29 protein-coding genes and 1 pseudogene are annotated in these 24485 nt (G+C 48.1%); 21 read left to right on the forward strand and 9 right to left on the reverse strand.

Annotated features, from left to right (window positions below; genetic code table 11):
- The first annotated feature begins 93 nt into the window (after positions 1 to 93).
- The 3 genes from H511_RS0121580 (at position 94) to H511_RS0121590 (ending at position 1656) form a co-directional block, all read left to right on the forward strand.
- Complete coding sequence (locus H511_RS0121580) at positions 94 to 681, forward strand: YceI family protein (protein ID WP_036760183.1); 588 nt, start codon at positions 94 to 96, stop codon at positions 679 to 681.
- Positions 682 to 758: 77 nt separating this feature from the next.
- Positions 759 to 1376: a fumarylacetoacetate hydrolase family protein gene (locus H511_RS0121585; RefSeq protein WP_027254218.1), complete on the forward strand. Its 618-nt coding sequence runs from the start codon at positions 759 to 761 to the stop codon at positions 1374 to 1376.
- Positions 1377 to 1422: 46 nt separating this feature from the next.
- On the forward strand, positions 1423 to 1656 hold the full coding sequence (locus H511_RS0121590; RefSeq protein WP_027254219.1) for a DUF3820 family protein: 234 nt from the start codon (positions 1423 to 1425) through the stop codon (positions 1654 to 1656).
- 52 nt (positions 1657 to 1708) lie between these two features.
- Here the strand turns inward: H511_RS0121590 and H511_RS0121595 are convergent, their stop codons facing one another.
- A complete protein-coding gene (locus tag H511_RS0121595) occupies positions 1709 to 2131 on the reverse strand; it encodes a DUF3010 family protein (protein ID WP_027254220.1) in 423 nt (140 codons plus the stop codon).
- 231 nt (positions 2132 to 2362) lie between these two features.
- On the opposite strand from H511_RS0121595, the gene H511_RS0121600 reads away from it, so the two are divergent.
- Positions 2363 to 2806: a methyltransferase family protein gene (locus tag H511_RS0121600; RefSeq protein WP_027254221.1), complete on the forward strand. Its 444-nt coding sequence runs from the start codon at positions 2363 to 2365 to the stop codon at positions 2804 to 2806.
- A 55-nt stretch (positions 2807 to 2861) separates the two neighbouring features.
- Here H511_RS0121600 and H511_RS0121605 read toward each other — a convergent pair whose 3' ends face one another.
- The 3 genes from H511_RS0121605 to H511_RS0121615 form a co-directional block, all read right to left on the reverse strand.
- Complete coding sequence (locus tag H511_RS0121605; protein WP_027254222.1) at positions 2862 to 3230, reverse strand: HopJ type III effector protein; 369 nt, start codon at positions 3228 to 3230, stop codon at positions 2862 to 2864.
- Positions 3231 to 3358: 128 nt separating this feature from the next.
- Positions 3359 to 3760, reverse strand: a complete 402-nt coding sequence (locus H511_RS0121610) for a DUF2750 domain-containing protein (RefSeq protein ID WP_027254223.1) — start codon at positions 3758 to 3760, stop codon at positions 3359 to 3361.
- 203 nt (positions 3761 to 3963) lie between these two features.
- Complete coding sequence (locus tag H511_RS0121615) at positions 3964 to 4992, reverse strand: transporter (RefSeq protein ID WP_027254224.1); 1029 nt, start codon at positions 4990 to 4992, stop codon at positions 3964 to 3966.
- 370 nt (positions 4993 to 5362) lie between these two features.
- Here H511_RS0121615 and H511_RS0121620 point away from each other — a divergent pair, with 370 nt between their 5' ends.
- From H511_RS0121620 to H511_RS0121645, 6 genes are all read left to right on the forward strand, one after another.
- Positions 5363 to 6037 carry a hypothetical protein gene (locus tag H511_RS0121620; RefSeq protein ID WP_027254225.1) on the forward strand — a complete coding sequence of 225 codons (675 nt, stop codon included), beginning with the start codon at positions 5363 to 5365 and terminating at the stop codon, positions 6035 to 6037.
- A gap of 44 nt (positions 6038 to 6081) precedes the next feature.
- The gene (locus tag H511_RS0121625) at positions 6082 to 6414 is read left to right on the forward strand and encodes a hypothetical protein (protein ID WP_027254226.1); all 333 of its coding nucleotides are present in this window, start codon (positions 6082 to 6084) and stop codon (positions 6412 to 6414) included.
- A gap of 180 nt (positions 6415 to 6594) precedes the next feature.
- Positions 6595 to 7143 (forward strand): hypothetical protein, encoded by a 549-nt coding sequence (locus tag H511_RS0121630; RefSeq protein ID WP_027254227.1) that lies wholly within the window; start codon positions 6595 to 6597, stop codon positions 7141 to 7143.
- Between the two features lie 148 nt (positions 7144 to 7291).
- Positions 7292 to 7972 carry a C39 family peptidase gene (locus tag H511_RS0121635; protein ID WP_027254228.1) on the forward strand — a complete coding sequence of 227 codons (681 nt, stop codon included), beginning with the start codon at positions 7292 to 7294 and terminating at the stop codon, positions 7970 to 7972.
- Positions 7973 to 7987: 15 nt separating this feature from the next.
- Positions 7988 to 8515 carry a hypothetical protein gene (locus tag H511_RS0121640; protein WP_027254229.1) on the forward strand — a complete coding sequence of 176 codons (528 nt, stop codon included), beginning with the start codon at positions 7988 to 7990 and terminating at the stop codon, positions 8513 to 8515.
- Between the two features lie 272 nt (positions 8516 to 8787).
- The gene (locus H511_RS0121645) at positions 8788 to 10134 is read left to right on the forward strand and encodes a VpsR-related response regulator (RefSeq protein WP_027254230.1); all 1347 of its coding nucleotides are present in this window, start codon (positions 8788 to 8790) and stop codon (positions 10132 to 10134) included.
- 80 nt (positions 10135 to 10214) lie between these two features.
- Here the strand turns inward: H511_RS0121645 and H511_RS25160 are convergent, their stop codons facing one another.
- Both H511_RS25160 and H511_RS23915 read right to left on the reverse strand, forming a co-directional pair.
- Entirely contained in the window at positions 10215 to 10343 is a 129-nt protein-coding gene (locus tag H511_RS25160) for a hypothetical protein (protein ID WP_255558089.1), read from the reverse strand.
- A 202-nt stretch (positions 10344 to 10545) separates the two neighbouring features.
- Positions 10546 to 11577: an endonuclease/exonuclease/phosphatase family protein gene (locus H511_RS23915; protein ID WP_051288356.1), complete on the reverse strand. Its 1032-nt coding sequence runs from the start codon at positions 11575 to 11577 to the stop codon at positions 10546 to 10548.
- A 210-nt stretch (positions 11578 to 11787) separates the two neighbouring features.
- On the opposite strand from H511_RS23915, the pseudogene nrdD reads away from it, so the two are divergent.
- The 3 genes and pseudogenes from nrdD to H511_RS0121670 form a co-directional block, all read left to right on the forward strand.
- Positions 11788 to 13611: pseudogene (gene nrdD, locus H511_RS23920) on the forward strand (anaerobic ribonucleoside-triphosphate reductase); the annotation flags it as partial.
- Positions 13612 to 13626: 15 nt separating this feature from the next.
- The gene (nrdG, locus tag H511_RS0121665; protein ID WP_027254231.1) at positions 13627 to 14136 is read left to right on the forward strand and encodes an anaerobic ribonucleoside-triphosphate reductase-activating protein; all 510 of its coding nucleotides are present in this window, start codon (positions 13627 to 13629) and stop codon (positions 14134 to 14136) included.
- Between the two features lie 207 nt (positions 14137 to 14343).
- Complete coding sequence (locus H511_RS0121670; protein WP_027254232.1) at positions 14344 to 14607, forward strand: DUF2960 domain-containing protein; 264 nt, start codon at positions 14344 to 14346, stop codon at positions 14605 to 14607.
- 1 nt (position 14608) lies between these two features.
- Here the strand turns inward: H511_RS0121670 and H511_RS0121675 are convergent, their stop codons facing one another.
- Positions 14609 to 15364 (reverse strand): hypothetical protein, encoded by a 756-nt coding sequence (locus H511_RS0121675; protein ID WP_248616636.1) that lies wholly within the window; start codon positions 15362 to 15364, stop codon positions 14609 to 14611.
- Positions 15365 to 15412: 48 nt separating this feature from the next.
- A complete protein-coding gene (locus tag H511_RS0121680) occupies positions 15413 to 16030 on the reverse strand; it encodes a class I SAM-dependent methyltransferase (protein WP_248616637.1) in 618 nt (205 codons plus the stop codon).
- A gap of 249 nt (positions 16031 to 16279) precedes the next feature.
- On the opposite strand from H511_RS0121680, the gene H511_RS0121690 reads away from it, so the two are divergent.
- The 8 genes from H511_RS0121690 (at position 16280) to H511_RS0121725 (ending at position 22959) form a co-directional block, all read left to right on the forward strand.
- The gene (locus H511_RS0121690; protein WP_027254236.1) at positions 16280 to 16633 is read left to right on the forward strand and encodes a DUF2750 domain-containing protein; all 354 of its coding nucleotides are present in this window, start codon (positions 16280 to 16282) and stop codon (positions 16631 to 16633) included.
- A 74-nt stretch (positions 16634 to 16707) separates the two neighbouring features.
- Entirely contained in the window at positions 16708 to 17106 is a 399-nt protein-coding gene (locus H511_RS0121695) for a carboxymuconolactone decarboxylase family protein (RefSeq protein ID WP_027254237.1), read from the forward strand.
- 169 nt (positions 17107 to 17275) lie between these two features.
- On the forward strand, positions 17276 to 19336 hold the full coding sequence (locus H511_RS0121700) for a PhoX family protein (RefSeq protein WP_027254238.1): 2061 nt from the start codon (positions 17276 to 17278) through the stop codon (positions 19334 to 19336).
- 230 nt (positions 19337 to 19566) lie between these two features.
- On the forward strand, positions 19567 to 20292 hold the full coding sequence (locus tag H511_RS0121705; protein WP_081669346.1) for an esterase/lipase family protein: 726 nt from the start codon (positions 19567 to 19569) through the stop codon (positions 20290 to 20292).
- Between the two features lie 20 nt (positions 20293 to 20312).
- Positions 20313 to 20903 carry a GNAT family N-acetyltransferase gene (locus H511_RS23925; protein WP_081669347.1) on the forward strand — a complete coding sequence of 197 codons (591 nt, stop codon included), beginning with the start codon at positions 20313 to 20315 and terminating at the stop codon, positions 20901 to 20903.
- A 65-nt stretch (positions 20904 to 20968) separates the two neighbouring features.
- The gene (locus H511_RS24885; RefSeq protein ID WP_169449971.1) at positions 20969 to 21130 is read left to right on the forward strand and encodes a hypothetical protein; all 162 of its coding nucleotides are present in this window, start codon (positions 20969 to 20971) and stop codon (positions 21128 to 21130) included.
- A 63-nt stretch (positions 21131 to 21193) separates the two neighbouring features.
- Positions 21194 to 21703: a GNAT family N-acetyltransferase gene (locus H511_RS0121720; RefSeq protein ID WP_027254240.1), complete on the forward strand. Its 510-nt coding sequence runs from the start codon at positions 21194 to 21196 to the stop codon at positions 21701 to 21703.
- Between the two features lie 299 nt (positions 21704 to 22002).
- Positions 22003 to 22959 carry a sensor domain-containing diguanylate cyclase gene (locus tag H511_RS0121725; protein ID WP_027254241.1) on the forward strand — a complete coding sequence of 319 codons (957 nt, stop codon included), beginning with the start codon at positions 22003 to 22005 and terminating at the stop codon, positions 22957 to 22959.
- Positions 22960 to 23013: 54 nt separating this feature from the next.
- Here the strand turns inward: H511_RS0121725 and H511_RS0121730 are convergent, their stop codons facing one another.
- Positions 23014 to 24306: a DEAD/DEAH box helicase gene (locus tag H511_RS0121730; RefSeq protein ID WP_027254242.1), complete on the reverse strand. Its 1293-nt coding sequence runs from the start codon at positions 24304 to 24306 to the stop codon at positions 23014 to 23016.
- Positions 24307 to 24485 lie beyond the last annotated feature (179 nt).

The raw sequence follows: 24485 nt of genomic DNA on the forward strand, positions 1-24485 counted from the left end.
TCGATAAATACTAACTTTACCGTTATTTTACACGCGAGATGGACAGAAACTGCCTATTATTATACCCAAGTAATCGTATTTCTGGAGATAGTTATGGCTTTATCAGTTCGCAATATGGTTTTTGTCGCTCTGGCGGTGTTTCCTCTCTGTGCATCAGCGGCCTGGAAACTGGATAACAGCCAATCGCAATTGCGTTTCCTGTCGGTGAAAAATAACAGTGTCATTGAGCAACATACTTTCAAAGAGCTGGAAGGCACTATCACTGATCAGGGGGAAGTGCAGGTGATGCTGGATTTATCCAGTGTGGACACGCAAATTCCCATCCGTGATGAACGTATGAAAGCGATGCTGTTTAAGGTATCGGACTACCCCAAAGCAATGCTGGAAGGCGAGGTGGACGTTACCGGTCTGGCGGATTTGAAACCGGGAGAAACACTGACTCAGCAAGTGTCTCTTAAGCTTAATTTGCATGGTGCTATCAATCCGGTGAATGCGGACTTGCGGATTACACGTCTGGTTGACGGTACGCTGATGGTCAGCAGCCAGAGCCCGATTATCATTGATGGTAAAGCATTCGGCTTGGAAAAGGGAATTACCGCATTACAAGAAGTCGCAAATCTGAATGGCATATTGCCAAGTGTCCCTGTCTTTGTGAATCTGGCGTTTGTGCCTGAGTCATAACCCTCTGAATTATTTTGACCTTGGCGGTCACGCTCATTATGCTTTTGCCTTATTCATCTTGAATACAGGGAGTGGTTATGAAGAGCGTGACGGTCAATGGTAAGCAAATTCAACCGGGAAAAGTGATCTGCATAGGCCGCAATTATGCAGCCCACATCGAAGAGCTGGGCAATGAAATGCCCGAAGAGATGGTCATTTTCATGAAACCTAACACTGCGATCGGAGATGAATTACACGCCACCCACGGCGGTGAAGTGCTGCATTATGAAGCCGAGATCGCGTATCTCTATCATGGCGGCCGGTTCAGCGCAGCCGCTCTGGGGTTGGATCTTACCAAACGTGATTTGCAATCTAAACTGAAAGCCAAAGGGCTCCCGTGGGAGCGCAGCAAGGTGTTCGAAGGAGCCGCACTGTTCAGTGAGTTCGTTGCTTTGCCCGATTCTGATTTCCCGCTTGGATTAACGCTGCACATAGACGGCACCCTGATTCAGAAAGGTGACACAACCTTCATGCTTTACTCTCCGGAGGTTATCCTGGCTGAAGTGCAGAAGGTCATTCCGCTTGAGGACGGCGATGTGGTGATGACCGGGACACCGAAAGGGGTTGGTCAGGTGATAGCAGGGCAAGAATTTCTTGGTGCATTAACCTGTAATGAGGAAGAGCTGGTCGGTATTGGCTGGAAAGCAAAGGGCTGATCCCTGTTTCAGCCGGAGACAAGTTGACACAAAGCGGTAGGTATCCATGTTCGAAAAACGTGATTTGGTCAAACTGGCCAATATGAAAATGCCTTTTGGCAAATACAGTGGCCGGGTACTTATCGATTTACCTGAACCTTATCTGTTATGGTTTGCTAAGCAGGGCTTTCCGGAAGGCGAGCTGGGTCGATTGCTGGCGATCACGCTTGAAATGAAAATTGAAGGGTTAGAAGAGGTTATCAGGCCATTAAAAGGTTTTCGCTTTGATGCTCAGGCCTGATCAATATCAGCTATCAGAAAATAACAGGGAGCCGTCTGGCTCCCTGTTATTTTTACTTACTCAGAAAGGCGTAGCCGGCCACAAAGGCATTTTCCTGAAACTGGCGCAGTCCTGTGCCGCGGAAATCGACTGACAACGGGCTTCTTTTCAGCTTTTCTTTGATATCGGCGTTGCTGATAAAAGTGACATCCAGATCGTCAATCAGCTGAATAGCGGTTTCCATTTTGAAGCTTTCAGCGCTTCCCGCATGCTTGCCACGCGTTTCGCGAGTTTTAATCACGATATGCTCCACCTGGTAGTCTTCGACCAGTTTTTTGAAGCTTTTCTGAAATTGACGCATCTGTTGGTTGTCAAAGGCATCGCTAAGCACCAGTTTCTGCGATCGGCAGTCAGGAATTGAAAACATCCCTTGTTTCAGTGACAGCAGACAAAGGTTAGCTTCTTTACCTTTCAGCTCAACGGCAAAAATTTTCATGGTATATCTCGAATAATGACTATGGCGGCTATTGTAAGCCAAGATACGACGGGCTGTCAGTGATAATCACTGCGAGAGGCTGATTTTTTACCGGGTTTCGCTGTGTTGCATTTGGGTGAAACGAGAGAAAGGTTAAGGGGTTTAACATTTTTTAAACAATCTTTTCTGCTTGCTTATAAATGTGCTTATACTTTTCATATCAAGCTGTTGACCGTGATTAAGGGATATAAGATGAGATTCAGACTTACGCCCCCTTTAGTGTTTTTAATTACCCTGGCTGCAATGTATTTGCTGGCTCAGTATCTTCCGCTATGGCGTTTTAGTTTTCCGGGTAAGATTTTATTAGAATGGGTGTTCAGTGTATTGGCTGTCGGCTTCGGATTGGCCGGCATTATGGCCTTTGCCCGTGCGAAAACGGCAATCAACCCACGAAAAACAACACGGCTGGTGACGTCTGGCGTCTATCGGATATCAAGAAATCCGATTTACCTGGGGTTGCTGTTGTTACTGGTAGCGGTTTTTCTCAATCTGTCGGCCATTTCCAGTCTGATCATGATTCCTGTATTTGCCATTTATATGAATTATGTGCAGATTGCGGCAGAGGAAAAGGTACTGAGACATGCGTTTGGCCAGCAGTATCAGGAGTATTGCCAGCATGTCAGGCGGTGGTGCTGATAGGGATCGGGTCATAAAACAGGGAGCTGTGTGCTCCCTGTTTTGGATCTGAGGGTTAGCGATCCGCAACGGAATGTTTAGGTTTCAGCGGCTGGCCGGCAAAGCGAATACCGCGCCAGCCATATTTCATGAATGTGCGTATATTCATATGATCTGTGCCATCAGGGTTGTTCAGCACAGTATCAAAATAGTGATGGCCGAAACAGGCTAGCGTTTCCTGCTCAGAGAGTTTGTGCTGCTGGGCAAAGGCGAAGATACGGCACGAGCCTTCATTACTGCCCGCTTCGTTGGCAAGGGTTTCATTACCCAGACCATTACTGAACGCCGTTGGCCTGTACTCATAGTGCTGGTCAATGACACTCAGGACATTGTCAAAAACCACGCTCGAGGGTGATTCCTTGATGATTTTGAGCAGCGTATCCATGCTGTTCTCCTGCTAGTTATATTGAGGAAAAACGGGGGAGGAAGCCCCCGTATCAGCTCTGCTTATCCGGCCTGTGCGTCCGGTTATGCAGAGATTATAAGTGGGTTCAGGTTCAATAGTTGGCGCGCTTAGCGTTTACCTGATTTTTTGGACTGCTGTCTCAGCGCGTCGTCCAGCTCTTCCGGGTACAGGATAACGCCTTCCTGATCCAGGTTCGGGAAGACGACAATTGCCAGTTCGTCGTCTTCTAATCCAGGTGTCCAGCGACTGTGCCATTTGTTGATTGAAATCGATTCAGGCTTACATTCTGCCCAGTCTCCGGTTGCCCAGGCTTGCGCGAACTCCTGATTCGGCCAAATTGGCACACAGTCTTCATCCTCGCTGTTTAACATGACACAGCCGTGTTCGTCGGTCAGAATCCAGATCTGCCCCTGACTTGTCACTTCTTTCAGCAGGTATTGACATCTTTTTTCCGCATCATACTGCAAAATAGTGTCAATTTGTTCGGTGGATAAAGGGGTGGTGGACATAGTTGGATCCTGTTTTCGGATGTTGATTATGATGATCTGTTGATTGGCGGAGCTATTGGCAACTGGCAGCGCTTAGAAAAACGGCAGTACAGCCCCCCTGAACAACTGCTCTAAGCATAGTGGAAAGCGGGATGGGAAGAAAGAGGGAAGCTAACGCGAAAAAAATGCCAGCAGAGACTGGCATTTCTGATCAGCAGCCTGAGTTATTTCAGGGTATAAGGTATCCGGACGGTCAGTTGGAAATCAGGTGCATCAGCCGTTAACCCTGCCGCTGCACCCACGTTTATGGTGGTTTCTCTGTTCACGGCATAGTTGGCACCGAAAGAAATGGTATCCAGTTGCAGTAATTTAGCATCGTCGGGATACCCTCCGTTCACTTTCGATTTCAGTATAGTTTTGTGGTTCAGGCCGATACTGAATGAGAATCTGGGATTGACGGCAAACCCCATACCTGCGCCCAATGAAATGGTGTCACCCAAATCTATGGTGTTGACCTGTGTACTTGGGGCTTCGTCAGTGGCCGGGATCTGTATGCTGACATCGTCTTTAATATTCCAGATATAGCTGGCATTGAGGAACAGCACGGCAGGGTCGAGAGGCATAATCATAGTGACGCCCGGCTCTATGCTCGGAAAGCCTGAGCCTGTAGGCAGCTCTTTGAAATCATTGGTGCTATCAATAGGTACCTCATAAGGTGAGCTCCCTGTGGTACTTTTGAAGCGAAGACTGCCTATCCAGTAGGGAGCTTCGAGCATATTGAACTGATACTTAAATGCCGCTTCTATATCCCCCAGATCGTTACCTTCAATAGTCTTAGTGGTGGGACTGTTTGAAGGACCATTGATATCCCGCTCGGAGATGGAATCGTTACGGTATACCCATGGAATTCTGGCTTCGACTTCTAACCGGTTGGTGATCCCGTAACGTCCTGTAAGACCAAAGGTCAAGGTCGTTCTGTCAATATCACTGGCCCGTATCAGGCCTACAATGAGTGATGGCAGAACGGTATAACCTACCACCGAAACGGTGTTGGAGGAGTTCTGGGTATAGGTTAAGGAAGAATCAAGCACGAAGGATCCTTTCGGTGTCAGTACCCCGGGTCTTTCCAGAATATCTGTCACTGTCTGAACCTGACGCGACTTCTGTTGGGTTGTTGTAGATTCCTCTGCAGCAACCGTGGTTGAAAAGATCGCTATCAGCGCTATAAGGCTGTGTGTATTAAACTTTCTCACGATATCCTCACTTTGTTTGCAAAGGTCACCCCAAAAAATAATGGCAGTCAGTTGCACTGACTTGTCATAAGAATAGTCAAGCATTCTATAAAAAGTGAGTAATAAAAGGTTATTTTTGTCTTACTTCTGAATCCTGATAAAAAATAGTATTAATCTCAATACAATTATTAGTAATGAGATTGGTGAATCCATTCTTAGAAATAAGCCCGTTCGGACAAGGTAAATAGAGGAAAGTGGGTGGTTTTTATTGCCTTCGTTTTTATTAAAAATAATACAAACTAAAAAGTGGCAAAAACTAGTATTAAGTTATCTCTCGTGGCAACACGGGGGAGCAATAAAATAAAAACTCAACATATTTGGAGTCTTAATCATGCGTAAATCTAATCTCGCGCTGTTAGTGGCAGTCGTAGTTGCATCTCCACTGGCTCTGGCTAGTGGCTATCCACAGCAACCTCAGTCACCTTCTTATGGTGGTGGTTACGGTGGTCATCATGGTGGTTATGATGATAATGATTCATCCATCGTTGATTCATATAATGATGATATCACTAAGACAGCAACGCTGACTTATGACAGTGATAAAACCATTACAGACAGCTTTAACGAAGACAATGATCACCTGATCATGAAAGATATCAACAACGATAAAAGCTTCAAGTACACAGATAACAGTGACAACAGCAAAAAGTTCCACTTCGAGAGTAACTTTAAGCACACTGAAACCTGGAAAATTGATGTTGATGAAAACTTCTACATGGCGAAATCTGACCTGAAAGGTGAAGTCATTGGTAATGACGTTACCTACGGCGGTGCTTGCTGTGACGACAAAGATTGGGGTCATGGTGGTGGCTACGGTAACCGTGGTTACGGCAATGGCGGCAATCATGGTGGCGGCGACGCTGGTTCGCTGACAGTGACTCATGTGAATGACATGTCAGGTGCCTTTGCCGGTGCTTCAGGTATCAGCCTGGCGGGTCAAAACGCCGGTAACAACTCGCTGGTTCAACAAAGTGCTAGCACTAACGCTGTACTTCTGGGCCAATAACACATTAGCTGAGAGGTGTCAGAAGCAGCTCTCAGGAGGACGTCATGAGATATTTAACGCTGACCGTAGCTGTACTTTTATCTTGGGGTGCAGTTGCTGATGAGTTGGATATTCTAACAACTTCCGATACGTTGAGTGATAGTTCAATGTATGAGACTCGGGGTGGGCAGTACGAGCTCAACATTGACTATATGCAAGCCGATTCGGATATGTACGGTGATGTCGTAGGTAATGGCGCGTATGGTAATACAACCGGTGATAACGTGATTGATGGCGGAGCCTTCAGTGGATCATCAGGGGTATTCAACGTAGTCCAAAACACCGGTAATAATGTGTTAATTCAAAATGCGACCGTGGTTAACCTGACATTGAAGTAACACTGTTAGTGTATCTAATCCGGATTAGTTAATCCGGGAATAAAACTAAATGTTAAATTACTAGTAATTGATATTTGGTTTCGCAGGGCTAACATCATTGCTTCAACATCTATAACATTTACCCAGCATGAGATTTATTTAAATCTCATGCGTTATGGGGAACATAATTGGAGTAACATCATGCGTAAATCAAACGTGTTGTTATTAGCAGCGATTATTGCATCGCCTATGGCTTTTGCAAATGGCTATCCAGATGCAGATCATATCGAAGGCAGCTTCAATGATACTGTGGATAAATCACTGACTGTTGATGTCAGCAAATCTAAAGAAATCGATTATTCATTCAATGAAGATAATGATTTTCTTTACATGAAGGATATCGGCAACGATAAATCCAAAACCATTAAAGATAACAGCGATAATTCCTGGGTTGTGAAGAAAGTGTCTGATGTGGAAATCGACAAAACTTTCAAAAAATCATACAGCATGGATAAAGTGCTCGCTGATTCTGAAATTGATGGTGAAGTGATCAAAAACGAAGTGACCTATGGCGGTGCCTGCTGTGACGGTAAAGCCGGAACTGTTGAAGTTGAACACTTTAACACCATGGCCAATTCGTTTGGCGATGCGTCTGGTATCAGCATTGCTGGTCAGAACGCAGGTAATAACTCAATGGTTCAACAATCTACCAGCACTAATGCAACATTATCTGGTTCTGCCAGCTACTAATCAAACCGGGCCGTCGCAAGGCGGCCCTTTCATTGTTTTTACCTATGGAGCCTTTCAATCATCTTGAGAATTTCCGATAGATAAGAATGATTTCCTGCCTGACGACAAAAAGAGCGGCGTCGGGTTAATAACAATAAAGGGTGTGGTGATGAAAATAAAACTGGCAACCCTGGCACTGGCAGGATTAATGGTCAGCACAACCGTAAGTGCTCTGGACTATTTTCCAAGCCGAGGCGCATACAATGTCAAAGTGCAAAGTTATCAGGAGAAACTCTTTGGTGATGTGATGCGCCAGCAGTACGACTTTAGTTGTGGTTCTGCGGCGGTGGCTTCACTGATGACTTATCACTATGGCATTGAGACCAATGAAAATACGGTATTCAAGTCGATGTTCGAGAAGGGAGATCCTGAAAAAATAGAGAAACAGGGATTCTCCATGTTCGATATGAAGAACTACATGCAGTCTGTCGGTCTGGATGCCAATGGTTATCGCCTGCCGCTTGAGAAATTTAAAACGCTTGGGGTACCTGCCATTACCATTGTCAATTTTGATGGCTACATGCACTTTGTAGTGATTAAAGGTATCAACAGCGAACAGATTATCCTGGGCGATCCGTCGCGCGGTACCATGGTGATGAAGCTCAGTGAATTTAAACCTTATTATCGCGGCTCGGTATTGCTGGTGAAGAACAAAGTAAAAGAGGGGCGCGAAAGTTTCATTACCCAAGAAAACTACAGTGTGTATAACCCTTCACCAGTATCTGATGCTGTCGCAAGGGACTCGCTGTCAACGTTCAGTATTACATTGCCGGGTACAAACGATTACTAAAAGGCAGAGGCTAGTATGAACAAGCTATCTTACTATGTTGTAGCAGCTACCCTGGGAGGTGCTGCTGTCATGGCAAATACTTCCGCGAACGCATTCACCAAGCCATCGAGTTTGTTGGTATTGAATGACTCGGGCATGGTTGCCATGACACAATCGGAAATGTCTGCAATCCGGGGTGGTTTCTCGGCGGAAGGTTCGCTGATAAGCATAGGGCTGAGTATCATCACTGCTCTTAATGGCGAGGAGATATTACGCTCACATATTGCCAATTTCACTATCAGCAACGGGATGCTCACCACCACTGCAGGGTCGGCTTATTCAAGCGGCGAGATGCTCACTTTGAAGCAGGTGGGGGATAACAACTCTTTTGAGCGACCCAGTTTATTGCCCAACAGCATCATGCAGGTGGTGCAAAACAGCCTGGATGGCAGCAATATCCGTATTGAAAGAAACATAGACATTGATGCTGATATTAACGGATACATCCAGCATAGTGTACTGAAAAGTCGACTTGAGAATGCGATTTTGCATACAGGATATTGATAATACTTGCCTTACTATTTGTGTTGATAGTGTAAAGGTACAGCAGACTGCTGTACCTTTTTTGTATGCAGTTTCATCCAGCTGGGTATACGATCGTAAAAAGTTCCAGAAATGCCTCGAATCTTAAACTGCTGAAAACTGGTCTATTCTGCTGTGAATACCAGTATCTTGAGACAATTCTTACTATTGATACCACGCGTAACAGAGGTTTCTTGCCTATATTTTCAATGAACATTAATAATAAATGTGCATTGAAATGAAGGTGACTTCTGATGGTAGCTCAATGTCAAAATAAAGCACTGAATGGCAGACTAGTGGCAATAGGATGTAACTACGAGCCTTGGATAGCGCTTCTCGAACAGTCAGGTTGGAAAACCCAGTGCTGTTACGATCTAAGAACGGTTGATTCAATCCTGGAAGAGTTCAGCCCGTGTATATGTATCGTTGATTTAAGCAATAATGATTTTAGCTTAAACAGCATATCTTTGAGGGCAAATAAAACCAAACAAGTGAGATGGATTGCTCTGATCAAAAAAGAGCAATTGAAAACTGACGCAATATGCCAGTTTATTAATAATTTTTGTGTTGATTATTTCACTGTACCTGTACCAGGCAGTCATCTGCTGGATACCGTTGGTCATCAGTTAGGTATGCTGGACATTGAATCGAGCTCCTGGCAAGAGATTACCACCCAGCATGAGATGGGCTTGTTTGGTGAGTCTAAAACTATCAAACAATTACGTGACATGGTTCGTCGTGTGGCGTTAACGGAAGTTAACGTGTTTCTTACCGGGGAGAATGGCACAGGTAAAGAGCTGATAGCTAAATCAATTCATAATCTGTCTAAACGTAAACATGCCCCCTTTGTGTCGATTAACTGCGGGGCCCTCAGCAAAGACGATGAAAAGCTGAACTTCCTGAAGCATGTGTCAAAGCTTGATGAGGAAGGCGCAGGCTTTAACGGCACCATCATGCTGGATAATGTGGAAGAGTTAACCAAAGAATTTCAGGAATTACTCTTGTCCTTTATTCAGGCACCTGGCAGTGATTCTCTGGACAGCGATTCAGCCTGCGATGTGCGTATTATTGCGGCAACCAGTGCAGACCTGGACGCTTTGGTGGCTAAAGGCGAGTTCAGCAAAGAATTGTTCTATCGTCTGAATGTGTTCCACATAAAAGTACCAACTTTGCGTGAGCGTGGTTCTGATATTTTCTTGTTGGCAGAAACCTTTTTGCAGAAGTTCGCTAAGGAATACAGCACCATGGCATCGAGTTTCTCGGAAGACTCCAAGCAACTCTTGTTGCGCTACAGTTGGCCGGGCAATGTCCGTGAGCTGATTAATCAGGTCAAACGGGCGGCGTTACTGGCGGAGGGGAACGAAGTAAGGGCTGAGCATTTTGATTTGCCCAGTAAGGCAAATTTCAAGCAAAGCCTGCGTAATATTAAGGATGAAGCAGAGAAAGACGTGTTGGTGGCGGTACTGGAAACGCACCGGGGTCAGGTTGCTTCGGCGGCCAAAGATTTGGGTGTGTCGCGTGCTACCATGTACCGGTTGCTGAACAAGCACAATATTGTGCCTGATGTACGCCACTATAACTCGTCGTTTATGCGTGAATAATCCGGTAAGCAGGAAGCAAAACACCCCGTACTCTGGTGCGGGGTGTTTGTTTATATACGGTTTGAACGTGATGACATTTTTTAGTGAGACAACAGAATGATTTCGTTGTGCTCATCGGAATCTGTATTGGTGTAGACACACTCAGGCTGGTCAACCATAAGCTCATCCATGGTTGGCACAACGAGTGTCGCCAGGTTGATACTGTCCATTTGTGTTCCTTACTTCTTAGCTTTACTACTTAGCTTGGTTTCTGTCTCTGTCTGCCAGAAACACTAGGTGTTTGAGATGACATTAACATGACAACGCGGCGATGTGCAGAGTCGTTTGTCTGTCATTGACTCTTGTTCACAAATTCGTCGTCCACAAATCAATCGCCCGCAAACAAGTCCCGGGCCTTATTCTCCGCTCCGCTCAAAGGCCGGAGCCGGGCTGTAACCGGATGTCCAGTACCAGCGGGCAGTGATCCGACAGCGTCAGGCGACGGACATCTTCGCGGGAAAACGGATACTGATAAACCTTTCCCTGCCTGAGGGCATAGGCAATATCAGCAGACGCCACAAAGTGATCGATCAGGGCGGTATATCGCCGGTATTCTGCCTTGCGTTTGGAGCGGTTCAGACGAACATAGCACGAGGCATTCACGTCTTTTGTCAGCAGCTGGACAGAATGACGATCAGAAGAAGAAGCGGTGCTCAGGGAGCGATACAGCCAATCACCGCTGTCTGCCATACGGTGATTAAAGTCGCCGCTGATCAAAAACGATTCTTTAGCCGCCAGCCGTTGATCAATCCAGTTTTTCAGCACACCGGCCTGATAGCTCAGGACACGGCAGGACGCCGACTGTCTACTGATCTTGCTGGAGTAGCAGCCGGATTTTAAATGCACGCTGAGCAGGTGTATCGGCGTGCCTGACTGAGGGTGAACAACCACATAAGTTCCGTAGCGAAGGCGGCCTTTTCTGGCCCGTTCGCCTGACTTGGGCGCGGTGCGGATATTCAGACTGGCGATATCTTTCGGGTCACTGACGGGCAGGGATTGGCGGATAGCAAAGCCAGTGTACTGATTGCTGTTTCTGAAGCTTTCACTGGCTTTGCCGTGCCGGTCGGAAAGGTACAGCAAGTACTGACCCTTGGGCAGGATACGCTCAACGGCTTCCTTACTGTCTGCTTCCTGAAACGCAATAATGTCCGGCGATACCCGGCGGATCACGTCAGTAAAATAAGCATAATCGGCATCGGTGCGGGTTACCCGGGGCGTGCCGAACCACTCCAGATTCCAGCTCATAACAGTCAGTGATTGCGGTTGTTGCTGTTCGCGGTTAAAAAAGGACAGGGTGTCTGATGCATGGCTGCAAATGCTGAAAAAACTGACACAGAGGGTCAGGATAAGCGCTATTCCAACGCTTGGCCGAATTCTGTTTATCCTTGTTAACCATGCCGCCATCAGGCGCTCTCCTGCACTGAAATGAAACACTTATCAAAGTGTAACCGACATTTAAGCATTCCTGATTCAGATCAAAGCAAAGCTGCGGCATCTGTCGCTTAATGCACAACATATTGTGTCTTGTGGTAATAACAATGTGCTTATTTTGTGTTTGTGGGGTGTGTGGTGACAGTTAACAAGGACAGCGACAACAGGCTGGAAGCGATGTTACAAGATATTCGCGGACTGATGGGACAAACCCATGCTGAACTGCTGAATGAAAACGCGAACAAAGACAGCAGAGTCATTCCCACTCAGCGGGATTTACTGGCGGGGATAGTAGCAAAGCATTATGCCCGCCAATTCCTGCTGCCTCAGGATATTGCCGATGCGCATGACAGTGGCGATCTGCACTTTCATGATCTGGATTATGCGCCATTCTTTCCGATGTTTAATTGCATGCTGATCGATCTGGAGACCATGCTGACCCAAGGGTTCAAGATGGGCAATGCCGATATTGCCACGCCTCGCTCTATCTCAACGGCGACAGCGGTGACAGCCCAGATCATCGCCCAGGTTGCCAGCCATATTTATGGCGGCACAACGGTGAACCGCATTGATGAAGTATTGGCACCCTATGTCACCAGAAGTTATCAAAAACACTTGGACGTTGCCCGGGAATGGGAGATCCCCGACGCCCGAGCATACGCCAGGCAGAGGACGGAGAAAGAATGTTTTGATGCCTTTCAGTCACTGGAATATGAAGTGAATACCTTGCATACCGCCAATGGGCAGACGCCTTTTGTCACTTTTGGTTTGGGTCTTGGCACGTCCTGGGAGTCGCGTCTTATTCAGGAGTCCATACTGAAAAACCGCATAGCTGGTCTGGGAAAAAACAGAAAAACCGCCGTGTTCCCCAAACTGGTGTTTGCCATTAAAGACGGCATCAATCATAAACCGGAAGACGGCAATTATGATATCAAGCAACTTGCGCTGGCGTGTGCGTCAAAACGCATGTATCCCGATATCCTCAATGTCGGGCAGGTAGAAGCGGTGACGGGCTCGTTCAAAACGCCCATGGGGTGCCGCAGTTTTCTGGATCGTTTTGAAACCGATGGCAGGCTGGTGCATGAAGGACGGTGTAATCTGGGCGTCGTCAGCCTGAATTTGCCGCGTATCGCGCTGGAAGCCGGCGGTCAGGAAGAGGTCTTCTACCAGTTACTGTCAGTGCGGTTACAGCTCGCCAGAGAAGCACTGGCGTACCGAATATCATCGTTAAACGGCGTGAAAGCCAAAGTGGCGCCTATTTTGTACATGGAAGGTGCCTGCGGCGTACGGCTTGGCCCTGAAGACGAAGTCAGCGATTTGTTCCGGCATGGCCGGGCATCAATTTCCCTGGGCTATATTGGCTTACATGAAACAATCAATGCACTGTATGGCAGTGATGTGCATATTTTTGATTGCCAGCACCGGCAGGAAAAAGCGCTGGCCATCGTTCGTTTTCTGCGACAAGCCGTGGACAGCTGGAAGCAGGAAACCGGTTACGGATTCAGTCTGTATGCCACGCCCAGCGAAAACCTGTGCAGCCGTTTTTGTGCGCTGGACAGAAAACAGTTCGGTGAAATCAAAGGGGTAACGGATAAAGGTTACTACACCAACAGTTTCCATCTGGATGTCGAAAAGAAAGTGAATCCTTACGACAAAATTGATTTTGAAATGGCTTATCCCGCGATATCCAGCGGGGGATTTATCTGCTACGGCGAATACCCGAATCTGCAGCATAACCTGGAAGCGCTTGAAAATGTGTGGGATTACAGCTATTCCCGGGTGCCTTACTACGGGACAAATACCCCTATTGATGAATGCTACGACTGTGGCTTTTCAGGGGAGTTTTGCTGCACCAGCAAAGGATTTACCTGTCCTGTATGCGGCAACGGAGAGCCTGCCAGAGTCTCTGTTATTCGTCGGGTCTGTGGTTATCTTGGCAGCCCGGACGCACGGCCTTTTAATGCCGGCAAGCAGGAAGAAGTTCGTCGTCGTGTCAAACATATGTAACGATCGGGAGCGAGAGTGAATTTTCATCAGTATTATAACTGCGATGTCGTTAATGGTCCGGGCACACGCTGCACTCTGTTTGTCTCAGGCTGTGAGCATCAGTGCCGCGGTTGTTATAACAAATCGACCTGGCCGGTTAGCAGCGGCCGGTATTTTGACCAGACAATGGAAGATACCATCATTGCTGATCTGCTGGACACGCGGATTGTGCGCCGGGGATTATCGCTGTCCGGTGGCGATCCGCTTCATCCGGCTAATCTGTGCAGCATCAGCCAGTTAGTGAAACGGGTCAGACAGGAATGCCCGGATAAAGATATCTGGCTGTGGACCGGGTATCAGATGGAGCACCTGACTGCGGAGCAAAAACGGCTGGTATCCTGTATTGATGTGATGATTGATGGTCCGTTTGTCCAGGCGTTACATCATGCTTCACTAATATGGCGGGGCAGCAGTAACCAGCGGGTATTGCGCAAAGCCGGGCCGTCTGGTGTATGGGTAGAAATGAACAATTATCAACAACGTTGATATTAACCCATTCAATTTTCATGGCTTTTATTGATAATTGCTAAAGTTATCCACTGTTTCTGTGTATAACTGTGGGAAAACACAGTGCATGAATAACAACGAAGTGGATAAATGCCTGATTAAAACACCGGCCGGTGCTGGGCTTGGCAGGGAAATTTCGATACACTTCGCCACCCGATTCAAACCAAGAACGACTCGAGTCCTGCTATGTCACGAACAATTATTTACACCTATAAAGATCAGGAAAAGCACGTCAGTTTTTCCTACAGCCAGTTTCGCTCCATTCATGAGGCAGTTGCCGCAGCAGAAGGGATTGATTTAACAGGATATCTGAAAATGGAACAGCAGGTTGAAGCAGTGTCCAGTGGCGAGAAGGCAGTAAGAGATTTTCGTGACAGCCACTTTCGTAAGCTGGGATTCGGCAAAATAACGCTGGCACCGAAACAGCATCGCGGGATTGGTGAAAAATAATTTATCTTTTTGCTGTACGCAATTGCAGTAAACGATAAATCCACCAACCTGCCAGAGCGGCCAACAGATGCTTGATGCTGTGGCCGCTGATCCACTCTCCAGTCAGCAGATAGATAGTGGTGTCTTGCTGCTCGGCAACTTTGGCGAGCCCGTATGTCACCAGTGCTGCCAGATAGTATCTGCCACCCGGGCGTCTTTCCTGATACAGCATCAGAATCAGTGGCAAATGCACAATGGGCAGCAACTGAATCAGAATATACGCACTTAAATCTGCTGTGCTTCCCTGAGAGGTCGTCATCAGATACCAGTACACAACAGCAAGCAGTCCGTAGACATTCAATGGAAACAGTAATCGCTGTCCTAGCCTCGGTGAGATGTACTCGCTTAAGACAATGCAATACAAATTGACAAAAGCCAGACTGATCGGGATGCGATCCAGCATTAATCCAAACGGGGCCGGTGAAAGGTGATAAAACGCTGAGCCAAGGCTGGTGGCTAACAGGGCCTGAAAAAACAAAAAATACGCGCTGGATATTTCAGGCTCAATGACCTGATCGGCCTGTCGCGACGAAACTTGACTGAGTAGCCTGATACCCAGCAACCCGACCACGGCAAAGGGCAGGTTGGACATAACGTTGGTGAAGTTGTCGATACCGAATCGTTGTTGGTTATCAGCATAATCGTAAAAACTGGCTGGCTGGGTTATCGGTGCCCAGTACAGGGTAACAACAGTGAGCAACAGTGCTGACCCAATCAACAGCCCCGCTTTTAGTTGCTCCGATCCAGGCATGACAGTCAATGGCTGCTACTTTTTCATCGCAATAAAAGTATGAATGTGCCATTGGCGTTTTTCGCCCGTCAGTTGCGATGAAACTTCATGACGTTGTTGCCAGGACACCACGTAGAATTGACTGAACAACCGCTCCAGTTCTGGCTTGCTGTGTGTCATTATTTTGTCTGAAAAGTCGGACTCATCACCATTCATGCCCAGGAAGTGGCCGCAGAAGATCCCTCCCGGATTGAGGCACTGCACGATTTTCTGCCAGACACCGTAGAAATCTGCGCGCGGGCAGAAGAACAAAGATGCACTGGCATTCACCAGATGGGCTTTAGGAAAGCGGTAATCGCTGAAGGAGCAGTGCTGCAGATCCAGCAGCGGGTTGGATGCCGCCAGAGGGTGGGTGGATAACTGCCGCAGACTTTCCAGGTTACTGTCAAAGGCATACACACGATAACGCTGCTCTAACAGATAGAAGGTATCTCTGCCATGGCCGCACCCGCAGTCAATCGCTACTTTCCCTCTGAGTCGCTCACCCAGTAACTGATGTGCTTCAACCAAGTGCGTACGGGGCGCTTGCAGAGCGGATGGAAACAGATAGGTTTGCCAGTCTATGGTGGCCATGTATACCTCGATAATGCTCACTTCGTGGTCATTTCAAGTATAAGCTGCGCGTGCTGAAGCCAACGTTCAATTGTTAGACACAGCGATAATCTTTGTGCATCCTCTTCGTGCAGATTCTCAGACCAGTCATCCATGGCCCCGGCAGGCGGGCAGAGGCAAAAGCAGTTTCGCTGTACCAGGAATTTGATCTTACAATGTGCATAAACTTTGCTACTATTTGCGCCATCAAGCCCGCGAACCAGCGAGCCCCCAATCAAGAGAGAAATCATCATGACGAAATTAACTGCAGACGTACAGGCGAATGCTGAATTGTTCTTCACTGAGTCTAAAGAGACGCATGTGGTGTACGGCCTGTGCAATGAAGAAGGGGATTGGCTGTCTGTTGACTCAAGCGAGTTTGAAGAGTCGGAAGTTATGCCGTTCTGGTCCACTGAAGCGGATGCCAAATTCCATTGTGTGGAAGAGTGGGCTGAATTTCAGCCATCTCAGCTGCCATTAGACGTGTTTGTACAAGACTGGATGATCACGCTTTCTGAAGAAGGGGTACTGGTTGGCCTGAACTGGAACCAGGAACTGGAAGGTGCTGAAATGGAACCTCAGGAAGTAGCTAAACAGTATTTGTAATACCTTTCGAAAAGACAGTGAAAACCGCCGGCTGGCGGTTTTTTTGGCGCTATTTTTTATAAAAGCAGGCGATTATGGATTCCAAACGTTATCAGGCCGGGCAGGCCAGGCTCAATGAACTGGACCCGGGAGCAGAGCAGCATTTGAAAGACACCTTTCAGGCAATTTGTCCTGAGCTGGCCGATTTTATTATCAGCTTTCCGTTCGGTGAAGTGCTTTCCAGAGAGGGGCTGGATTTTAAGACCCGGGAGCTGGCGACCATTTCGGCGTTAACGGCGATGGGCAACTGTCAGCCGCAACTGGCCAGCCATATTAAAGGTGCACTCCATATTGGCTGTCAGCCTCAGCAGATTGTTGAAGTGATACTGCAAATGGCCGTCTATGCCGGTTTTCCGGCAGCGATCAACGGCATGACAGTGGCAAAAACCGTGTTTCAGGAGTCGGGAATCATACCCACTGAGCTGAGCGGCTGAACAGCAGCGGTTTGTCAGCCAGTTTGAATTTGCTCATTGTAAGATTATGTTTTTAAAGATAATGAAACCGAAGCGTCATTAAGATTACGCCCAGTTGTAACACTCTGCGCTCAGTATGTGTGCCCGTTCACACATAAAAACTGATAACAAACTTAACTGGGGAAGTCTGATGAGCAAGGCAACATTCGATCCAACATGTTACAACAAGAGTGGCAATGAAACGTTTCAGCAGGTGCTGGATAAGCACCTTTCCCGCCGTACCGCACTGAAAAGCACATTAGGTCTGGGTGCGCTGACCGCATTGAGCACCTTTGGTCTGGCCGGGTGTGGCAGTGACAGTGACTCAGGCCAATCTAACGGTGGCTCGGGGACAAACCCTGAAGCGCCAAACCGCAGTACAGCCGTGCTGAATTTCGATTCCATTCCCGGCTCTTTACTGGACGCCGTGGCTGTGCCCGCCGGTTATTCCGCTCAGGTGCTGGTGCCCTGGGGGACTCCTTTGAATAATAAAGCCAGCGCCTGGGATAGTACGGGCAATAACTCGGCAGAGGATCAGGCGAACGCGATGGGGATGCATCATGACGGTATGCACTTTTTCCCGCTTAACGACGCCGCCGATGACGGTTTACTGTGTATTAACCATGAGTACATCGATTCGAATGCGTTACATCCCAGCGGTCCGACAACGGATTCAGTGACAGGTTTGCGCACCAGTGCTGAGGAAATCCGCAAAGAGATCAACGCACACGGCGTCAGCGTAGTGCGTGTAAAACTTAACGGTAATCAGTGGGCTATCGTCGATAACGATCCGCTTAACCGACGTTTTACGGCGGCTACTGTGATGGATATGGCAGGCCCGCTGGCGTACACCTCTTATCTTGAAACCCGTTTCTCTCCCGATGGCAGCCAGACCCGCGGCACTCTGAACAACTGTGGTAACGGCTACACTCCCTGGGGCACTTATCTGACCTGTGAAGAGAACTGGCCGGGTTATTTTGTTAATAAAGGCACCAAGACAGAAGAGCAAAACCGTATCGGCGTATCAGGCACAGCCACGCGTTATGGCTGGGATGATCTGGCCGGTGATGCAGACGAACGCCTTGATGAATTTACGCGTTTTGATGTTACCCCAACCGCGGCAAGTGCTGCCGCCGATTACCGCAACGAAGCCAATGGCTTTGGTTACATTGTTGAAATTGATCCCTACAGCCAGAATGCCCGTGCGGTAAAACGTACCGCTCTGGGCCGTTTCCGCCATGAAGGCTGTGCCTTCGGCAAGCTGGAGGAAGGTAAACCGATTGTTTTTTACTCGGGTCATGACTCTAAATTCGAATACATCTACAAATTTGTCTCTGACGCGGTCTGGGACCCGGCAGATGCCACTCCGTCAAACCACCGCGCTGTGGGCGATAAGTATATGGATCATGGCACCTTGTACGTGGCGAAGTTTTCAGAAGACGGCGCAGGTAGCTGGTTACCACTGACCATGAACAGCCCGACCACAGGCGGTGGTGTGCTGGGCGATACCTTTGATTCATTGGCTGCTATTTTGCTTAATACCGCCGGGGCGGCCGATCTTGTGGGTGCAACGCCTATGGATCGACCGGAATGGGCATCGATTGATCCCTTCACCGGTACTGTGTACATGACACTGACCAACAATTCGAGCCGCACAGAAGCCAATGTTGCTAACCCGCGTCTGAATAACTACTTTGGACATATTATCCGTTGGGACGAAGGCAGCGACGTGACCTCGTTCAGCTGGGATATTTTCCTGTTTGGTTCACCCGCCAGTGCGGACGCCGGCACTAATCTGTCTGGCCTGACCGATCTCAACATGTTTGCCAGCCCGGATGGCCTGGCATTTGATGAGCGCGGTATCTTGTGGGTGCAGACGGATAATGGGGCGGCCGATGTCACCAGTTATACCAATGATCAGATGCTGGCGATTGTCCCTTCTGCCATGGTGGACGATCAGGGTCAGCAGCAAGCGGTCACCGGCGCAAATCAAAGCCAGCTGAAACGTTTTTTTGTCGGCCCTAACGGTTGTGAAGTGACGGGTTTTGCGATCAGCCCTGATTATAAGTCTGTCTTTATTAATATTCAGCATCCGGAAAACTGGCCGTATTCTGATAACGCGACGACAGAAACTCCGTCAGGTCAAACAGTCCGCCCTCGAGCCGCGACTGTGGTGATTCGCCGCAATGACGGTGGACAGATTGGTGTTTGATTAAGATAGTCCCTCTTACATTTTGAGAAACCCGCAGCCAGACTGCGGGTTTTATTTTTCTCGTTAAAATCCAGTCTTCGATACCTTTCCCGGCCCGACATACCATTATCTTTCACCTTGACGCATAATAGTTTTATGATTTTTAACGAATGTTCCGATCAACCGCCCAGATTGATTGAGCTACTGGGGTTGATTGCGGTGCCTGGGTTTAGCGTCAGGATTGATAGCGAATGAGATATGCAGGTGTAAAGGTTGTTCTGCTGGTTGTTTTGTGTGCGGTATCTGTCGCTGTTAAGGCCGCGCCATCACAGTCACCAGGATGTGTGATTCTGTTGCATGGCCTTGCCAGAACAGCAAATGCGATGGATACCATGGCAACGGCGCTGGAGCAGGCAGGGTATCAGACTGTGAATATGGATTACCCGTCGACAACGGCAAGTATTGAGTCCCTTGCGGCGTCCGTCATTCCGCAAGCGTTGTCTCAGTGCCAGCACATTGAACCGGTTCATTTTGTTACACACTCAATGGGCGGCATCTTAGTCCGGCAGTATCTATTGGCAAATCACATATCAGGTCTTGGCAGGGTCGTGATGCTCGCTCCGCCCAACAAAGGCAGTGAAATTGTGGATGCGATGCGTGATTTTACACTGTATCAGTGGATTTACGGCCCGGCGGGACAACAACTGGGCACGGATAAGGCCAGTGTGCCCAATACGCTCGGACCGGTTCAGTTTGAATTGGGCGTGATTGCCGGCAATTACAGTATCAACGTGCTGACATCCTGGCTGTTGCCCTTGCCTCATGACGGTAAAGTGTCGGTCGCCAGTACCCAGGTCGAGGGGATGCAATCGCATCTGGTCCTGCCCGTCAGCCATACCTTCATCATGAACAATCATGAAGTCATTGCTCAGACCATGACATTTTTACGTCAGGGCCGCTTTATAGATAATCATTAAAAGATTCAAGGATCACCCGCATGTTTGTACTTTCTACACCACGGCTAGCCTTAACGGATTTCCTGCCGTCAGATACAGATGCGTATCTGGCGATGGCACAAGATGAAAAGTATCAGCGTTTTTACAGTGAGCAAGATTGCAATGAGAAGACTATGCGTGATCTGGTCACTCTGTTTGTTGAGCAGGCCAGAGAGCGCCCCCGGGCAAAATATCAGTTAGCGATCCGTCTGGCACAAGGTACGGACCCCGTGTCTCCTTTGATCGGTACTGCGGGATTACGCACAGATAACAGCGGAGATGCATCGGTTGGCTGCGGTTTGCTGCGAGCCTGTCATGGGCAGGGCATTGCTGAAGAAGCAATGATAGGGTTAGTCAACTTTGGTTTTGAAGATTTAGGGATTCACCGAGTGTATGCAGAAACATTGGCGGCCAATAAAGCGGCAATAGCACTTTGTCGTCGTCTTGGTATGATCGAAGCCGAGCGCCTGCATTCCCACCGTTACTTTAAAGGGCGCTGGTGGGACGCTGTCACTATGGAAACGGACCACCGCCGCTGGAAAAAAACGGGGCTGTCTTTCGCTGCGCCCGGATGTGGAAATAGCCTCACCTGATCGGATTGTGTCAGGTGAGATTTGTACGTTCAGGCTGATATTCAGTCGGCCTGAGAGAGGTTGCTATGAAAAAAGTGATGCAAGTCGTTGCCGCTCTGGTCATACTGCTGGCTGTTTTCTGGGCAGGTATGCACTTTGAACGTTTTCGCTATGACGACGTGTGTGTAGACATGGGCGGCGGCAGAAATCCGGGCAATTTCCCGATCTGCGTGATTCAGATCCCATGATCATACTAGAACAGAGGCAGGGTTTAACAGGAAGAATATTATTTTGGCTGTACGGGTACTAATATGGATGTGATTGAGATTCAGGACGTTTCACCTTTCAAAACAATGTTAATTCAGCTGTTGCAAAACTGCGTGGATGATGGGGCTTCCATAGGTTTTTTGCCCCCGTTAAGCGAGGCTGAAGCCGAGGCTTACTGGCTTGGGGTGGCGAATGACATAGGTGACGGGCGTAAATTGTTTGTCGCCTGTGAAGGGGAAGCAGTCATTGGCACAGTGCAGCTTGCTTTGACGTCAAAACGTAACGGATGCCACAGGGCTGAAGTAGAAAAACTGATGGTTAACACGGCTGCCCGTGGCCAAGGGGTAGGGAAAGCATTGATGGCAACAGCTGAAGCATGCTGTCAGCAGTTGAAGCGCAGCCTGATTGTGCTCGATACCCGTGAAGGTGATGTTGCTTCATCCCTTTACCGTAAACTGGGTTATACAGAAGCGGGACGAATTCCTGACTTCGCCCTGAGTGCATCGGGTCAGTTGGATGCAACGATATTTTTCTATAAGCAATTAACGGTTTAACACCTTGTAAGTGTGTTGAGCACATACAGTATCGGGAGCGTGGCCACTCACGTCCGGCCTGCTGGCAAGCAGTCTTTAACCGATTGAAAGTCAATATTTTCTAGGTCAGTCACTGCTCTGGCGACTGGACAGAAAGCCCCGTTTAAGTCGCGGAGACGGGCATTGCGGATGGTTCGCAAAATAATATTTACACCCCTGATTACCTGTGTTGAAACGAGTAGCAAATGGCATTCAGCTAAGACAAGATGATATATTTTGGACTATGAATGAAAAGTTGTTAAATCGTAGGATCGGTCACCATGCTAGCACCAGAGAACCCCAGAAACGAAGTTGAGCGTCTGCAATGCTTGCGTTCCTTATCTTTGCTGGATACGGATCGGGAAGAGAGATTCGACCGGATAACGCGTCTTGCCAGGCGGCTTTTCAATGTGCCAGTTGCAACAGTGACGCTGGTTGATGATGACAGGCAGTGGTTTAAATCCTGTTGTGGTGCTGAACTGACAGAAACCAGCCGGGAAGTGTCATTTTGCGGACACGCAATTTTAGCCGATGGTCCTTTCATTGTCTCTGATGCATCTCAGGACAAACGTTTTCATGATAATCCTCTGGTCTCCGGGCCTCCTCACATCCGCTTTTATGCCGGTGTCCCTTTGGTTTATGACAATAAATACAAGCTGGGTACCTTGTGTATTTTCGATCATCAACCCCATTCGATGGACAATGACGAAGTAAGGGATCTGGTCGATTTGGCTAAAATGGCCGAGCAGGAGTTGTCTGCCCTGCACGATGCAACCATTGATGAATTGACGCAGATATCCAACCGCCGTGGTTTCATCAAACTAGCAACCAAGAGTCTGGAAAACAGCCATATTCATGGCACGCCGTTTTCACTGGTATTTTTTGATCTCAATAAATTCAAAGACATTAATGATCAATTCGGCCATCAGGCCGGTGATAATGCGCTGAAAGATTTTGCTTTTCTGATCAGTCAGAGCTTTCGCAGTTCCGACTTGTTTGCCAGAGTAGGCGGCGATGAGTTTGTCGTGTTGTATTCAGGGATGGCGGAGAAGGAAACGCGGCAGACCATAGAACGTTTTCAGCAGATGGTAGATGTGTTCAATACCCGGCAAAACCGCCCGTATCAGTTATCTTTCAGTGCCGGGGTATACACCTTACCTGCAGGTAAAATGATGAACCTGGATGAGATCCTGGCGAAAGCGGATTCAAGAATGTATCTCAGTAAAATGCAATCCTGATGCTGAACAACAAACCCCTGCCGCTGAGACCGGGGTTTGTGTGTTCAATGACAATTATTTTTTCAATGTTTTAGGTGCAGCACTGCGACTGCGGATCGCTTTTTGTAAGCGCATCCGACGCTCGGCCGCTGATTGATCCGGATTATTAGTACGCCCTTTGCGGTCACGGTATGAGGCTTTGGTGTTCAGCTTCTCAATCAGTGCGTCGCGTTTAGCGGGTTCATAGCCTTCCAGAATGACCCGGCGAATGCGTTGCTTGATGAGTTTTTCAACCTGCAGCAAGGTCAGTTCTTCTTCGCGGCTGACAAAGGAAATAGCATGGCCTTGCTGGCCGGCACGACCGGTACGGCCAATGCGGTGGACATAATCTTCGGCAAGAAATGGCATGTCATAGTTCACAACATGCGGTAAACCTTGAATATCCAGTCCGCGTGCAGCAACTTCCGTCGCTACCATCACCCGGGCTTTGCCTGTGGTAAATTCTTCCAGCGCACGGCGGCGCGCACTCTGTGCTTTGTCACCATGGCAAAGTACCGCTTTGATACCGTCGAGTTTCAGCTCTGTCACCAGATCATTGGCGGTTTCTTTGTAATTGACAAACACCAGCACCTGCTGCCAGTTCTTTTTACCAATCAGCTCAGAAAGCAGCTCGCGTTTGCGCTCTTCGTCAACAGGATAAACCACATGCGCCACGGTTTCTGCCGTGGAGTTTTCAGGCGTCACAGAAATACGCTTTGGCTTGTTCGTGATATCGCCAGCCAGTTTGTTCATCATGCTGGAGAAAGTCGCCGAGAACAGCATGGTTTGCGGATGGCCCTGAATACCGCTCATGATAGTACGGATATCGCCAATAAAGCCCATATCTAACATACGGTCAGCTTCGTCAAACACCAGAAATTCCAGGTTCGCCAACGACAGGTTACCTAAATCCAGGTGCTCAATTAAACGGCCCGGTGTGGCAACCAGAATGTCGACGCCATTTTCCAGCTGTTTTTCCTGACTCGACATTTTTTTACCGCCAAAAACAGCCGCAACACGCAACTCCAGATACTGGCTGTAATCTGAAATGTTGCGTGCAATCTGCTCTGCCAGTTCACGTGTCGGAGCAAGGATCAGCGCACGTGTCGTAAAACTTTTTCTCGGCTTGGGGGTGTCGGCAATTTTTTGAATGATCGGCAGCGAAAAAGCGGCTGTTTTACCCGTACCAGTCTGGGCATTTGCCACAATGTCCTCACCACGACGAGCAGCAGGTATCGCTTTTTGCTGAATGGGAGTCATTTTTTCATAACCACATTCATCCAAAGCGCGAACAATTTCCGGAGCAAAATTTTGTGAAGCAAATGACATGTTACATTCCTACAGACGGTATACCGAACGAAACGCTACGCTGAGGATTCCGTTTGGTATGACTGACCAAAACCACGGATTATAGAGCAATAATCATAACCTGTGGCAGATGATTTGAGCTTTAGCTGAAAAATTACGCAATAAAGGCGGATATCCGGCCAGAAACAAGCCGGGCTGAG

Origin of the sequence: Photobacterium halotolerans DSM 18316, assembly GCF_000425165.1 — a bacterium.
In the GTDB taxonomy this organism is placed as follows: Bacteria; Pseudomonadota; Gammaproteobacteria; order Enterobacterales; family Vibrionaceae; genus Photobacterium; species Photobacterium halotolerans.

Bases quoted from the DNA above. Each gene is read 5' to 3' on its own strand.
- H511_RS0121580 (WP_036760183.1), top strand. From the start codon at position 94: ATGGCTTTATCAGTTCGCAATATGGTTTTTGTCGCTCTGGCGGTGTTT.
- H511_RS0121585 (WP_027254218.1), top strand. From the start codon at position 759: ATGAAGAGCGTGACGGTCAATGGTAAGCAAATTCAACCGGGAAAAGTG.
- H511_RS0121590 (WP_027254219.1), top strand. From the start codon at position 1,423: ATGTTCGAAAAACGTGATTTGGTCAAACTGGCCAATATGAAAATGCCT.
- H511_RS0121595 (WP_027254220.1), bottom strand. From the start codon at position 2,131: ATGAAAATTTTTGCCGTTGAGCTGAAAGGTAAAGAAGCTAACCTTTGT.
- H511_RS0121600 (WP_027254221.1), top strand. From the start codon at position 2,363: ATGAGATTCAGACTTACGCCCCCTTTAGTGTTTTTAATTACCCTGGCT.
- H511_RS0121605 (WP_027254222.1), bottom strand. From the start codon at position 3,230: ATGGATACGCTGCTCAAAATCATCAAGGAATCACCCTCGAGCGTGGTT.
- H511_RS0121610 (WP_027254223.1), bottom strand. From the start codon at position 3,760: ATGTCCACCACCCCTTTATCCACCGAACAAATTGACACTATTTTGCAG.
- H511_RS0121620 (WP_027254225.1), top strand. From the start codon at position 5,363: ATGCGTAAATCTAATCTCGCGCTGTTAGTGGCAGTCGTAGTTGCATCT.
- H511_RS0121625 (WP_027254226.1), top strand. From the start codon at position 6,082: ATGAGATATTTAACGCTGACCGTAGCTGTACTTTTATCTTGGGGTGCA.
- H511_RS0121630 (WP_027254227.1), top strand. From the start codon at position 6,595: ATGCGTAAATCAAACGTGTTGTTATTAGCAGCGATTATTGCATCGCCT.
- H511_RS0121635 (WP_027254228.1), top strand. From the start codon at position 7,292: ATGAAAATAAAACTGGCAACCCTGGCACTGGCAGGATTAATGGTCAGC.
- H511_RS0121640 (WP_027254229.1), top strand. From the start codon at position 7,988: ATGAACAAGCTATCTTACTATGTTGTAGCAGCTACCCTGGGAGGTGCT.
- H511_RS0121645 (WP_027254230.1), top strand. From the start codon at position 8,788: ATGGTAGCTCAATGTCAAAATAAAGCACTGAATGGCAGACTAGTGGCA.
- H511_RS25160 (WP_255558089.1), bottom strand. From the start codon at position 10,343: ATGGACAGTATCAACCTGGCGACACTCGTTGTGCCAACCATGGATGAG.
- H511_RS23915 (WP_051288356.1), bottom strand. From the start codon at position 11,577: ATGGCGGCATGGTTAACAAGGATAAACAGAATTCGGCCAAGCGTTGGA.
- H511_RS0121670 (WP_027254232.1), top strand. From the start codon at position 14,344: ATGTCACGAACAATTATTTACACCTATAAAGATCAGGAAAAGCACGTC.
- H511_RS0121690 (WP_027254236.1), top strand. From the start codon at position 16,280: ATGACGAAATTAACTGCAGACGTACAGGCGAATGCTGAATTGTTCTTC.
- H511_RS0121695 (WP_027254237.1), top strand. From the start codon at position 16,708: ATGGATTCCAAACGTTATCAGGCCGGGCAGGCCAGGCTCAATGAACTG.
- H511_RS0121700 (WP_027254238.1), top strand. From the start codon at position 17,276: ATGAGCAAGGCAACATTCGATCCAACATGTTACAACAAGAGTGGCAAT.
- H511_RS0121705 (WP_081669346.1), top strand. From the start codon at position 19,567: ATGAGATATGCAGGTGTAAAGGTTGTTCTGCTGGTTGTTTTGTGTGCG.
- H511_RS23925 (WP_081669347.1), top strand. From the start codon at position 20,313: ATGTTTGTACTTTCTACACCACGGCTAGCCTTAACGGATTTCCTGCCG.
- H511_RS24885 (WP_169449971.1), top strand. From the start codon at position 20,969: ATGAAAAAAGTGATGCAAGTCGTTGCCGCTCTGGTCATACTGCTGGCT.
- H511_RS0121720 (WP_027254240.1), top strand. From the start codon at position 21,194: ATGGATGTGATTGAGATTCAGGACGTTTCACCTTTCAAAACAATGTTA.
- H511_RS0121725 (WP_027254241.1), top strand. From the start codon at position 22,003: ATGCTAGCACCAGAGAACCCCAGAAACGAAGTTGAGCGTCTGCAATGC.
- H511_RS0121730 (WP_027254242.1), bottom strand. From the start codon at position 24,306: ATGTCATTTGCTTCACAAAATTTTGCTCCGGAAATTGTTCGCGCTTTG.